We start from the raw sequence: 14,131 nt of genomic DNA on the forward strand, positions 1-14,131 counted from the left end.
TCGCCAAAACTAAATGGCTGACTATAGCCCGATGTCATTAAGTTGGAGAAAACAAAAAACATTGTCATCCTGAGCCTGTCGAAGGACATTTTTTTTGTTTTCGACTATAAAAAGGTCTTCAACTACCTGTCCCGATTTTTCCTATCGTGTGGACACATCTACATCAGCCTGTATTTGTTTTTAGCGCATATCCCTAAGGCGAGCGTCATGCTGAATTTATTTCAGCATCTTTCCTGCTAATAACAAGCTTGATATCTTAAAAACTATAGTTTGGAGATAAATGTTGATTTTTTTGCCGCTCTTTGCCGCTGGGCATGGTACTTTGGAGCGCCAAAGTACCCAAAGCGCTTTGTCAATCCAGCAATGGGCCTTTTACACAATCCTACACGCATCAAAAAAACAGCGGCACTTTGTTTTGTGTTCAATATTTCTTAAAGCTTTAAATTAGCGTCTATGAACACAAAACCACTGCGTTTTAGGTTTGGCAGTACTATTTGTTCTTCCCTGCAACTGTTTTTTTGATTTCTCGGGCCCTTGGGATTGACGGCGTTCTTCGGTTAAAACACTGTGTAATTTGAGGAAGCTAGCAAAACGCCTAAAAAATTAACCTCAAAAAGATGTGTCCACACGATAGGATTTTTCGGGAAGCTCAGACTGACAGCGGATGGTACTTAACTTAAGACATAACTGTAGCCAGGTTGAATAAGCTATTAATAGATTGATAAAACACGGCTTTTTCAAAAATTGAAAAATTAAAAACCCAGCCACCATTCGGTAACCGGGTTAATAAAGAACTAAAATCTAAAAACTACCATCCAGGATTCTGGATCAGCGCTGGATTTAAAGTCAGCTGCTGTGTCGGGATGGGATATAAATAATGTCGTTCAGAAAAGGTACGGGCCGTATTATCCAAAATCAAATTTCCATTGGCGTCTTTGGCATTTGTTGGTGCAGGTGCCAACTGATTTGGCCCCAATTGTGCCTGGGTGCCGGTAAACCTGATGGAAACGGGCCAAGGGCTGATAAATCCAGCAGCATTTCCATAGGCCGATCCGCCAACATTTGTAATCAGATCAGTACCCGCACTATGCCATCTTTTGATATCATCGAACCTGAAGTTTTCATAGTAAAGCTCTGTAAAGCGTTCCCTTCTGATTTCAGTACGGAAATCAAGTCCATTTGTAGCGGCAAACGCGTTCGAAAGTTTAGGCATGGTCTTGTTGGCACGCAGGCGCACAAGATTTAGTGATTTATCAAGATCTAGATCACTGATGGCTCCGTTTCTTTCGTAAACAGCCTCGGCATAGTTCAATAAAACCTCAGCATACCTGAGTACAGGATAATCTTCAGATTCTTTTGTATCTGGTACATTACGCTCGGAAACCCATTTTTGGTTAGTATAACCGCCAATTTGTACCACTTTACCTGTAGAATTGGCATTATCGGCAGCATCGTTTAACCAGGTTACCCGAAAGTTGGCATTACCATACCAGTAATACCCGTTAAGCACCCTAACGGTATATTTAAGCCTGTTGTCTCTATTGGCAAACTGCGAAGCATAAGTTTGAAAACCCTGGAAAAGAGGAGATTTTTCAATCGGTAGTCCGTCCTGGCATAGAAAAGCATTTACAAATTTCTGCTGGGGACCAATCTGGGTTCCCTGGCGGCTAATGTTGGTATTGATTGTTTTGATCACATCATCGTATCGGTAAGAAATGATGTATTCGTGATTGGCAGCTTTATTTACACCTGCTGGATTAGATTTCGGGTTTTCCAGGATAAACAGATATTTCTGTGCTGAATCTCCCAAAACGGTACTGTTTCCTCCAAGGGAGTTTGACGCAGCCGTTCCAAAAAGCGCAAACTGGTTACTTAAGATTACCGCATTGGAAGCAGCTGCAGATTTATCAAGGAGATTGTTAAACCTTGCTGCATCTCCGCTCCTGAACTTTAACCATGTACCTTCATAAAGTGCAACCCGTCCTAAAAAAGCTTGTGCAGCAGTCTTGCTTATCCTTCCAAAATCTACTGAAGTGGAAGTAATTGATGCTGGAAGGTCAGGGATGGCTGCTTCCAGATCGGCAATAATCAAATCTGCTATTGCTTCCCTGGTCGCCCTTGCGCCATAAAGCTCAGGTGATTCCAGATCCAAAGTCTTGGTAATGAGCGGAACACCACCATACAGCTGTAACAGATCGAAATATGCGTATGCCCTGAAAAACTTCGCTTCGGCTACATATTGAGCAACGCTTGCCTTATCGGCAAAACCAACTGCTTTTTCAAGCAGAAAATTGCAAGCCCTGATCCTGGTATAATTGCTATTCCAATTTCCATCTGTAACAGGAACGGTGTTCGTACCAGATCCAAAGGCGCCACCGCCACCAAATATATCGGCCCTGCCATCATAATGCGGGTTATCGGCAAAAGAATTATTAAAGTTCCTCAGATAACCATAATACTGGTTGGCAAAAGTTTTAAAATCATTTGCATTCTTAAAATATGCAATCTCTGAAAGCTGATCCTGAGGAAGGAGATCCAATGATTTTTTACATCCCGATGCACCCATAAGGAAAATCATCGCCAGGGAGAGTACTGTTTGATATGTTATATTTTTCATGACCTTTTATTAAAAAGTAAGGTTAGCACCAAAGGTTAGATAACGGTAAAAAGGGTAACGCTCATTTCCGGAGGTCGTTCTGGTAACTTCCGGATCCCAGCCGTCTTTGATTCCGGTAACTTCCCATAAATCGCTTCCAGAAGCATAAAGTCTAAGACCGCTAAAAAGATGTGATTTGGCCATTAGCGCTTTTGGAAGGGTATAACCCAGCACAACATTCTTCAGGCGCAGATAAGCTCCATTCTCAACCGACCAGGTAGATGCCTGATAATTGTAAGAATTGATGGCCGTATTGGCATGAAGATTCGGGAAATAAGCCCCAGTGTTTTCAGGCGACCAGGTATTTCCTATCCAGGCAGTAACCTGTGATTGGCCCAGGGCCTGATACGGTGTACGCCAGTTATTCGCGCTTCCGTTTGCCCTGAAGATAGTACGTTTTCCAACTCCCTGAAAGATGGTAGTCACATCGAAACCTTTCCATTGCACCCCGAGGTTTAAACCGAATGTATACCGTGGGATATCACTTCCCAGGTAAACAAAGTCACCCATATCAGAGGTAGATGTACCATTTGTCAGTTTTCCATCACCATTTACATCTACGAATGAATTGTCTCCCGGGCGAAGACCTGATAACTGCCCTGGAAGGTTGGTTAATGGACTAGCAATCGGAATTCCGATCCCGTTCACAACTCCTCCGGGTGCATAAAATTTATTATAAGCATCAACCTCGGCCTGCGTTTGAAGGCGGCCGGCGTATTGGAGGCCAAAATAAGATCCAATCGAATAGCCCTCTACTGCCCCGTTGTATCCGGCATTGATCAGCGGTGCTCCGTTTAGATAAATAATTTTGTTTTGGCTATCAGTAATGTTGGCCGAAACAGAATAATTAACGCTTCCGATCTTATCCCTCCAGGTTACGATCCCCTCCCAGCCCCATGTTTTTAGCTCCCCGTTGTTTGATTGAGGTGCACCGATTCCAAGCGTTCCAGGATAAGTTATACTGATAAGCATATTTTTGTTGCGTTTTTCGAAAAGCTCGAAAGTCCCTGTCAATTTTCCTTTTAAAAGTCCAAAATCAAGACCAAGGTTTTTGTTGACAACCGTCTCCCATGTCCTGTTTAGGGAAACCAGGTTTCCTGTAGTGGTTGTTGCTGTTGCAATGTTGGGGCCGAGCAGCACTCCACTGTTTCCCACATTCAGCGACAGCAAATAATCATAGAGCCCAATGCCACCCTGGTTACCTGCTGTACCATAAGATGCCCTGATTTTAAGGTCAGAAAACACATCCAGTTTCTTGATAAAATCCTCCTCTGAGAGCCTATAGCCCACTTGAGCACTATAAAAAGTTTTCCAGCGTTTATCATCGATAAACTTAGATGAACCATCATATCTTATACTGCCTTCAAAAAGATATTTTCCTTTATAATCATAAGTGCCCCTTGCAAAGTACGAACCAATGGCATAATGATTCCTGGCCTCATCATCGGTTACAAAGCCACCGGTAAGGCTATTCAAACCGAGGTTCAATGATGGAATATCGTCGCTACCCAGGTTATAGGTACGGGCACTAAACATGTTATATTCGTCTCTTTCGTAAGATCCTCCAGCCATTAGTGTTACATTATGGTGTTTCGCAAATGTATTTTCATAGCTTACCCTACCGATGAGGTTATAATATTTATCGTTAACCGTTTGCCTGAAATAATTGGCATTTCCGGTAACATTACCAGCTGCGCCCCTGCTTGGTGTTGTGGAGATCAGGTAACGGTCATCATAGGAATAAAACTGTACTGCTTTCGCCTGCACCTTGTTATCCTGATACCACATGTTATACCCTGCAGTACCCGAAAAGGTAAGGTGTTTTACAGGTCTATAATTTATGGTAGAGTTTAATAAAATCCTGGTATTATTCTCCAGGTTATCACCACCATCCCTTAATGATCCCGGTGGACTGATTACACCACCCCACTGGTAAGGTTTGCCAGATTGGGTAAATGCCGGGATTCCGGGCTGAAAGCCATTACCAAGGGCACTGTATGAACCTGTAGTATATAATGTTGGCTGTTGAATATTATTCTGTTCAAGCGAGATATTGGTTTCCAGCTGAACTTTTTCACTGAACCTAAAGCCATTGTTCAACCTCAGGTTATAACGTTGATTTCCGTTATTCCCAAACTGGAGCTGACTGCCGTCATTGAGATATCCAAGGGATGCCCGAAACGTATTTTTTTCGTTTCCCCCTGCCAGGCTTAGATTATGCTGTGTAGAAGTGGCTGCCCCCCATAGGATTTCTGACATTCTGGTATCGGTAAAATTAAGCTCTTTTACATCACCGAAAGCAGGAACCGGCAATCCATTGTAAAAAAGTCCGGAAGTGATAGATGATCCGTTATAACCCGGAATCTGTGAAGCCAAAATCACATTACCGTTGTTCGCGATGGCAAAATTGGCCATTTGGTACCACAAATCTGTTGCAGGTATTACACCATAATTGTCATTAATTTTCGCCTCAATCAAACCCTTTGCCCACTGCTCCATATTTGCCATTTCAGGCTGAAGACCAATCAGCTTGCGCGAAATTGTCGGGCTGTATTGTACCACAAACTGTCCGCTCTTGCCTTTTTTTGTCGTAATCAGTACCACACCGTAAGCTGCCCTTGCACCATATATAGATGCTGCTGCATCCTTTAAAATTGAGATGTTATCAATATCATCCGGGTTGATCGAATTTAACGCATTGTTATTGTTCAATGCTACCCCATCGAGGATGATCAATGGATCCTGGTTATTAATAGAGGTAGCTCCCCTGATCTGAAAATTCCAGTTTTCCCGTCCCGGCTGTGCAGATGTTCTGGTGACCACAACTCCCGGAACCTGTCCCTGGATATTTGCAATTGGATTGTTGGTAGGCCCGCGATCCTGAAATACCTTTGAATTGATGGTAGAAATCGCACCGGTAACCGTTGCTTTCTTCTGTGTGCCATATGCCACAACTACAACATCATCCAGTTCTGTACTGGAAGATAATTTGACTAACATCGGCCTGCCTGTTTCTGCTTTTAATACTACATTTTTATAACCAATGCTAGTAAACTGTATTGAAGCACCCACAGGCACATTAAGGGTGAAGCTGCCATTAACGTCGGCCGAAACGCCTATATTGGAGCTGAGCACTTTAACTGTAGCACCCGGAATCGGGTCGCCTGTTTCCGCATCTACAACTTTCCCTGTTACTACCTGCGTTTGTGCAAAAGCAGAGGTGCAACAAAAAAACAGCAGTAGAAATAAGTGCACTGCACTTACCTGCCATAATTTTTTGTAAAAAATATCCATAATTCTTGTATTTAATATTTGGTATTTGCCCTCCAACAACAAGAGCGAGTTTATAATGGAGTTGAAAGGCTGGATTATCTTAATGACACAGAGAGATTGCCTGTATACTCTTTTTTTAAGTTTTTTTCCAGATTAGAAGTTAATAAAGACATCGCCGCGACAAAAACATTTTTTATTTAAACCTGTACGATTAAAAATACATAAAAAACAAAACCGCATAATTTTCAAATAAATCGACTAAATGTTCTGCTTTTGCCATTCTGTTCATTGCATATAAGCTCAAATCCATTACGCAGAAAGCAAAGACCTGTTAGCCATGCTGAAATCGTTTATCTGATTACCTTAAAAAATCTGGCGGCAAAAAGAAAGATCACCACATAACAGATGATGGGCAGATAATAAGCATGGGCCACATCTACATTGGCTATCTTACCCATAAAGTAAGGCATTACAGCTCCGCCAACTACCCCCATAGAGATAAATGAAGATGCTTGCTGGGTATGTGAACCAAGATTTTTCAGTCCGAGGCTGAAAATAGTAGGAAACATAATACTAAAGAAAAAATTGATGCTTAGCAGGGCACAATATGATGTCCAGCCCCAGCTTTGGGCTACAATAAGGCAGGCAATAATGCTACCAATGGCAAATGCAGCGAGAATTTTGTTTGGGGCTATAAATTTCATCAGGTAAGTTCCAACGAATCTTCCAAGCGCCATCATTACCATAAACAATACCATAAAGTTTCCTGCTTTCTCATCAGAAAAGCCCATTTTCTCGTGTCCATAGTTTATAAAATAACTCCAGGTACCAGCCTGTGCCGCTACATTAAAAAACTGAGCCGCTACTGCCCAAACAAAGTGCCGGTGCTGAAAAAGTCTTTTTCCCGGAGCGATGTCAATGTTCTGTGCAGATATTGGTGTATCGGAAATACTATGGGGATCGATCAGATCCGGAATGCGGATAAAGAAAAAAGCCACCGCAACCATCAAAATAAAACCTCCTAGTCCTGCGTAAAGCAATTTTACCGAATCGAGGGAATTTTCGTGCCCACCGGAAGTTGCGCGTAGCAAAAAGAATGTTCCTATAGCCGGACCAATTATTGCACCTATGGCATTGAAAGACTGGGAGAAGTTTACCCTTCTATCACTGGTACGCTGATCACCCAATGAGGCCGCAAAAGGGTGTGCAACAGTTTCAAGCGTTGCCATTCCGCAGCCGAGAATAAAAAGTGCTATCCTGAAAAAACCAAAGCTTTCTGCATTTGCAGCGGGAACAAAAAGAAAAGTCCCGGTAGCAAAAAGTCCAAGCCCTAATATTACACCTGCCTTGTAGCCGAAGCGTTTCAGAAATATTCCGGCTGGAATGCTCATGATAAAATAGGCTCCAAATACAGAAAACTGGATCAGTCCGGATTGTGCTTTTGATACGTTAAGTACATTCTGAAAATGTTTATTCAGTACATCACTCATCGAGTGCGCCACTCCCCATAACATAAACAGGGAAGTAACCAGGATAAAGGTTAAAAGGAATTTCTTTTCGGTAAAAGCAGGTTTATTGTTCATTTTTATTGTTGTTGTAATCTTTTGATGATTATTTTTTGTGTAGCCAGATTGCAGCACCTCCTGAAGCCTGAAGATCCAGTTTCAGGATAGATTTTGAATCAACCGCTATGTCTTTTATTCCTACTTTGGTGGCAGTGGCAACAGTGCTGTCATCATTATAAATCCGGGCGACAAATTTTTGTCCTTTCGGAAGAAAATCCAGCTTCAATTCTACTTTACGGGCCTCATTATTGGTAATACTGCCTAAAAACCATTCCTCGCCACTGCGCCTTGCTGTTGTAACGTACTCACCAGGGCGCCCCGACAAAACCTTTGTTTCATCCCAGGTAACAGGAATCTTGTCCCAGAATTCAAGTTCGGGTTCACCTTTATAAAAGGCAGGTTTATCATACCAATACAGGGTCTGAATCGGGCTAAAATAAATTGCGGCAAGTGCTAACTGGTGGGCATGGGTTGTTTTTATCCTAGGATCGAAATAACAGATGGTATAATCCGCAGCTCCTGCGATATACCTGGTAAACGGCATTACGGTGTTACTGGTGGCATCGGGCATTTCTTCATTTCCCCTTATTCCTTCCGAGGTCATCAGATTGGGCCAGGTGCGCTGCTCGCCTGTTGGGCGCCAGTCATCGTGAATGTTCACCATTATCTGGTTCTGAGCAGCTTGCTGTATCGCCTTTTCTACCCAGGTTGTCCAACGGTGTGATCCTGATTGTACAAAGCCAAACTTAACCCCGGCAATACCCCACTTTTTATAGATTGAAAAAAGGCTATCGCTCTGCATCAACAGGGCCTGTTGGTTTACATATAACCACACCCCTATTCCCTTTTCTTTTCCATAACTGATGATTTGAGGCAGATCGAAATCTGCAATTGCGACTTTTGACGCATCAGAACTGAAGCTGAAAGCAGGACCGTACCATTTCCAGTCGAACAGGATATACTGTAGGCTTCTTTTTGCCGCAAAATCGATATTCTCCAGCGCATCTTTTGTAGTTTGCGACATCACGCGCATTATCTTACCCGGTTTTACCCAGCTTTGATCTTTTATCTTTGATGGTTCATTAAGGTTTAAGATCAGGTCTGTTCCTCCGGCAATCCCGCTGGCAGTTTCGGCAACCATTACCGCTCTCCACGGCGTTGCCACCGGAGAAATCAGATCTACAGGGGTAAACATAGAGGTGATTACTGTATTTTTTTCTTTAAGTTTAAATTTCGTTCTTGAATAATCTACCATCTGTGCCTCTAACAGCGATACAAACAGACCATTTTTTAGTTCGAGGGTCAGTGGTCGTTCAGCCTCTGCGTCCCAATTCTCGAGTGGAACCTTTTTATACGGTGCCTGCGCCCAATTTGCCTTCCAGGCTAATGCACCTTCTTCAAATTTAAATTCAGTATTTTCTGACATGATCCGATAGTAGGTTCCCTTAACATTTTCAGGAAAGAAAAAACGAAAGGCAATACCTTGATTATAGGCCCTGAATTCGATATTCATCTCATATATCGGATTATCATCCTTCACTGTTTTAATCACCAGACTGTTGTAATGATCACGGATAAATTTCCTCTCTCCATAAACAGGAGTCCAGGTCGTATCTTTTTGCGTGCGCACTGAATTCTTGATCTCAAGATTCTCAAACCAGTTTTGATGGGTATCTACCTTTAATGCCATTGCACTTTCTGAAAGGTGGTTATCAAGTTCAAGATCAAGTTTCGACTCCAGAATAACATTTTTTCCTTTATAAGACAATTGATAAAAAAACGTCTTTTTATGATCTGCAGATTCTTTTTGAAAAAAACGGACCATAAGAGATCTATCAGGCGAATAAAGTATCTGTTCTGCGCCGGGCTTGGTATTTTGTGCTGATACCTCAAAAAAAGCAAGTAAGGAAAATAGGATAAGAAAAGTGTGTCGGTAAAATTTCATAAAATATCAGGCGTATTGGTGGTAGGGGGATTCAATTGTTCTAAAAAAAAGTATGTGCAGGTAAAAAATATAGTATTGAGAAAAACTTCGTTATCGGCTAAGTCATATCAGACCTCGTTCGCCTGATTGTCATTTTTTGATGATCTGAGCATGTTTAGCTCCTCCACCTCCAGAAATTCTGGCCGCTATTCGGTCCCAATGCTTTCTGATGTCTTCATCCGAAACGGGTTGCCTTTTAAAACCAAAGGGCAGTTCCTCTTTTTCCAATGTTTCTGGCAGAATTTTCGTTTTCATATTAATAAGACACAGGCTAGCGTTTTTAATACTCTATTTACCTGTAAAAAAGAATAATTTGAAAATGCCTGATACAAAGAGGTTGTATCATAAATATAGATTGGTCATCCTGAGGGTTAATTTATCGTATAAAAATCAATATAAATGACGAGGGATTTTTAATAGATGATAATCCGCGAGGAATCGTCATCTCGACCGCAGTGGAGAGATCTTTTAACATAGTCCAAAGATCTCTCCACTCCGCATTTGCTTCGGTCGAGATGACGCCAATTTTAGAATCTGTCATTGGTAACTCGATTAGGAACCACGAAGTGCTCATCGCAGATAATCGTAATGCCATAAGCTTTAAGATTCCCGCATGCGCCTATCGTGTGGACACATCTCTGTGGATATCCCAACCCTGCATTGATGCTTTAAAATACTTGATGCCTATCCAAAGGGTAGTAATTCCTGGGTGCCTGTTACTTTCGTAGCCTTTCCATCCCCCAAGTCTGGCTATTGCCCATACATACCTCTTTAGGTCTTTTGCCTGATATGGGTTTTTCTGCTTTTGGGTTTTCCCTTCAAGACGGATTATCCGATGATCAAGAAACTCCTGCTCCTGGGCCGTAAAACAGGAATCTGCTGACAGCTCTATCTCAGGCTCTGCATAGGAGAGTCTCATAAGAAACAGTTTGATCACCACTTCCATGATCAGTATAGAAAGTTTTTTAACCGAAGAGGCGTATTCAAGTTCCGATGCTTCTATGTTGTATCCCTCTTTCTTAAGTATCTTGAATACTTCCTCTATAGTCCATCGCCAGCTGTACCATTCTATACAGGCCTTTGCCATTTCGATACTTTCTACAGGAAGGGTAGTCAGCAACCTCCAGCAGATACTGTCCTCTCCTGCGTAGCCAACCTCTTTTGCCTCTACCATAAACAGGGGTACTGTAGTGGGCAACCCCTTGCTGGTACCCTTTGTGCTTTTTATTTCGATATCTCTATACCTGACCTCTATTTTAGCAGTCCGCTTTTTCCGTTTCCCCTTGGCGGCTACAGGAAGTTCGTAGTATCCTGCTGACTCATAGGCGGAAAGGCAATCGAAAAGCTTGGTCTTATCGCCCAGCGTTCTGTTGGATCTTGCCCGGACCAATAGATCGGTGTGCCCATCTGGAATGAGCGCAAACTGTTCATATATATCGCCCTCTCTGTCCTGAACGATCAGCATACCCTTTACAACATCGCTTAATGCAGATTTGGTATTGTTCGAAGCCTCGATCCATTTATAGGATTCTTTCTCTTCTATAGGCAGCGATTGGTACTGACGCTCAAATTTTGAGCTAAACTCCAGCGGTCGGTTCCATATCTTAATGTCAGAGTAACCATAGGGAATGCAGTTCTCTGCATCAACAACCAGGCTTGGATGTATAAAAAAGCCAAGCCCCTTAACTTTGTTTGCATTGGTGGTGCCTAGGCCACTGGTTTTATTTATCCTATTCCCGTGACTACTAAGGTTAATCTCGGTAGTGTCCTGAAAGCAGATAACATATCTGCCTGAACATGCTGCTTTACAGTTCCCAATAAGGTTGGACAAGAGTTCATCCTCGCTTATCCGTTCATTCAGGAGAAAACGGTAGAAGCCTTTTGCGGATGCATCATCATCTGTAAGTTGCCGTATCGAATGAACACTCCGGCTAAAAAGGTCATTTAAAATCTTATTCCCTCTTAAAAGTAAACGGTGATCCCCTAAATCTGTAAATTCTCGATGCATATCAAGCGCAAAGTAAATAAAAAGATGTGTCCACACGATAGGCATGCGCGGGAAAGACGACCGTTCTTTGGAATCTGTTAATGGTAGCCTCCCGATTTTCATCGACAGGCTCAACATGACAGCATCTGAGGTGAAATCGCCTTTATGATACACCCTCTCCCACTACATGATATTGCCCCCTACAGTTTACAATCAGTTCCTGATCGACTTAAGTTGCCCCCTGATGATACCTGAGGGATATTTCTGGGTACAGATTACATAATAACAGCTTCCGTTAAGTAAAACCGGTATTTCGGTTGCGCTTAATTCGGCGTATCCTCCAAGACCGAGGTTAACTGAACCTGATGCATTGCCATTAGCAAAAACTACTGTTTTAATCAGTGTGCCGTTGGTTCCTGCGGCTGCAGGTCCATAAAATTTTACCGATGTGATCGCATCAGCAGGCGTACCGGTAAAAACATTGCTCCAGGCCAGGGTAAAGGTTAGTACATTTACCTGTTCATCGTACCAGCCGTTGAAGGTTCCGGTTGTATTAACTCCGGTAGCAGGTACCATCTGGACTGCATCAGCGGCACCTGTAACTGTATAGGTAGCACCGGTTAAGGACTCCAGCTCTTTTCCTTTTGTACATCCGGCAAGAATTAACACTGCGCAGAAAACCAGAATTTTGAATATGTTGTTTTTCATGATTTTATATTCTAAATGAGAAATATGTTAATAGCCTGGGTTTTGTTTTAGCGCAGCAGATTTAGTGAGTTCGGCCTGCGGAATTGGGAAGAAATACATGTTATCTCTGAATACATTTTTTCTCACCACAATAGTTCTATAGCTATAACTTCCATTGGCGGCTCTGGTAATTTCCATCCCATGAAGATCCTGATTGAGTACCTGGGGTGCAGTTTTCCATCTTCGCACATCCCAGAAACGATGTTCTTCAAGGGCAAGTTCTACCTGCCGCTCGCGCTGCAGAAACAATCTCATTTCCGATTGTGTCATATTTGAATTCATTCCGTACATCCCATTGGCACCGGGGGCAATTCCGGCACGGTCACGAATTTCCTTCAGCCAGGTATAAATCTGCGGTGAAGGCCCGGCAAATTCATTGTTTGCTTCAGCAGCATTTAAAAGAATTTCAGCATAGCGGATGAGTATTCTCGGACGGTTAAGTTCCACTCCTCCATTAGCCACATTATTGGCAAGCATTTTATAGGCGAAATAACCGGTACTGGTTCCCGTTGAAGTATAAATTCCATCAGTACGTGCACCAGCTATTGCCGCATCATTCGTAGATGATGCAGGTATGTCACCGGTATAGGTCCAAACTGGCTGGTCGGTTGCTTTGCCACTGAGAAAACGTAAGCCTCCATTGTATGTAATTGTGGCATAAAAACGTGGGTCGCGGTTGAGGTACATATTGTTCCCTATGCCGGGATAACCTGATGTAGGATCATCAATTGCCTTACCGTTTGCCATACCAAAGGCATCAACAAGTTCCTGGAGCGGAAAACAACTTGGGCCACCAGTCTGATATCTGGTTCCTCTGGTTGCAGGGTTTGCCAGTGTCTCCCTGATCATGTTATTTGGCGTACTGGTAGCTGGCAAATAAGAAAAGATCGCTTCCGAATTCGGTGTTGTAGCAGTGAGCCCATTTAGGAACTGATTATAGAAAAATGGCGTTACCCTTCTAAACAAAGTATATTGACCGAGATTGATGACTGCCTGCGCAGCATCGGCTGCAGCTTTCCAGCGGTTGGGATCAGCATTACCGAAAGAAACCAGGTGCGCAGGGTCGTCTCCTCTTGAAGCATTAATTAAAGGGCTCGCCGCGTATAAAAGTAAACGGGCCTTCAATGCCAGCGCTGCTCCTTTTGTAACCCTGCCATAGTTTCCTAGATTGCCCGAAGCAATAACAAAATCTAAAGGTAGCAGATTAGCAGCAGCATCACATTCTGAAATAATATAGTTCAGGCATTCTGCATAGGTATTCCTTGACAGGTCTATTACGTCGCTATCGCTGAATATCGTATTATCTATTAGCGGGAATCCGCCATAAGTTTTGAGCATAGTTGCATAGTACCATGCCCTTAAAAAGCGCATCTGCCCTTCAAGAAGTTTTTTGGTATTTTCAGTCATGGGAATACGCGACTGATTCTTAAGGAATATATTAACCGCACGCACCTGCTGCCATGTGGTTGTCCATATCTCCGAACTTACGTTACTTGGATTTACTGCCCCACCTGCCCAATAGGCATGCTGTTCGGTAGGTGCATTTGCCGCCTGTACTTCATCACTTGCCGCATCCACTCCCCCTCTTCCCCACCTTGTCGGTTCCCATGAATAAGTTAGGTTGCTATACCTGCTGTTTACATAGTTCCAGCTATTTAAACTATCCGTAAAAACAGTATTCTCATCAATCTGGCTCAATGTTTTCTGGTCAAGAAAACCTGATTTTTTACATGAAGACAGACTGGCCAGAAGCCCGGCAGTCCATACACAAAGTATTCCTGCTCTGGTGATCGCCCCCAGCGGATTGATATCCTTATTTTTATACATTGAAATAAAATTTTTCATTGGAATATATTTTTTTATCAGTAATGAAGCTATCATGCGCATATTTTTCACCCTTTGTTTATTTCTTTATAGGT

The 14,131-nt window shown here is 42.7% G+C and carries 8 protein-coding genes; all 8 read right to left on the reverse strand.

Going from position 1 to position 14,131, the window contains the following annotated elements:
* Positions 1 to 808: 808 nt before the first annotated feature.
* Positions 809 to 2,617 carry a RagB/SusD family nutrient uptake outer membrane protein gene (locus QF042_RS22690; protein ID WP_307532444.1) on the reverse strand — a complete coding sequence of 603 codons (1,809 nt, stop codon included), beginning with the start codon at positions 2,615 to 2,617 and terminating at the stop codon, positions 809 to 811.
* A 9-nt stretch (positions 2,618 to 2,626) separates the two neighbouring features.
* Positions 2,627 to 5,950 (reverse strand): TonB-dependent receptor, encoded by a 3,324-nt coding sequence (locus QF042_RS22695; protein ID WP_307532445.1) that lies wholly within the window; start codon positions 5,948 to 5,950, stop codon positions 2,627 to 2,629.
* A 329-nt stretch (positions 5,951 to 6,279) separates the two neighbouring features.
* Positions 6,280 to 7,512 carry an L-fucose:H+ symporter permease gene (gene fucP, locus QF042_RS22700; protein ID WP_307532446.1) on the reverse strand — a complete coding sequence of 411 codons (1,233 nt, stop codon included), beginning with the start codon at positions 7,510 to 7,512 and terminating at the stop codon, positions 6,280 to 6,282.
* Between the two features lie 28 nt (positions 7,513 to 7,540).
* Entirely contained in the window at positions 7,541 to 9,439 is a 1,899-nt protein-coding gene (locus tag QF042_RS22705) for a glycoside hydrolase family 97 protein (protein WP_307532447.1), read from the reverse strand.
* A 129-nt stretch (positions 9,440 to 9,568) separates the two neighbouring features.
* Entirely contained in the window at positions 9,569 to 9,733 is a 165-nt protein-coding gene (locus QF042_RS22710; RefSeq protein ID WP_307532448.1) for a hypothetical protein, read from the reverse strand.
* 364 nt (positions 9,734 to 10,097) lie between these two features.
* Complete coding sequence (locus QF042_RS22715; RefSeq protein WP_307527453.1) at positions 10,098 to 11,486, reverse strand: IS4 family transposase; 1,389 nt, start codon at positions 11,484 to 11,486, stop codon at positions 10,098 to 10,100.
* Positions 11,487 to 11,678: 192 nt separating this feature from the next.
* On the reverse strand, positions 11,679 to 12,173 hold the full coding sequence (locus tag QF042_RS22720; protein ID WP_307532449.1) for a CHRD domain-containing protein: 495 nt from the start codon (positions 12,171 to 12,173) through the stop codon (positions 11,679 to 11,681).
* 27 nt (positions 12,174 to 12,200) lie between these two features.
* The gene (locus QF042_RS22725; RefSeq protein WP_307532450.1) at positions 12,201 to 14,057 is read right to left on the reverse strand and encodes a RagB/SusD family nutrient uptake outer membrane protein; all 1,857 of its coding nucleotides are present in this window, start codon (positions 14,055 to 14,057) and stop codon (positions 12,201 to 12,203) included.
* Positions 14,058 to 14,131: the final 74 nt, after the last annotated feature.

It is taken from the genome of Pedobacter sp. W3I1 (assembly GCF_030816015.1).
In the GTDB taxonomy this organism is placed as follows: domain Bacteria; phylum Bacteroidota; class Bacteroidia; order Sphingobacteriales; family Sphingobacteriaceae; genus Pedobacter.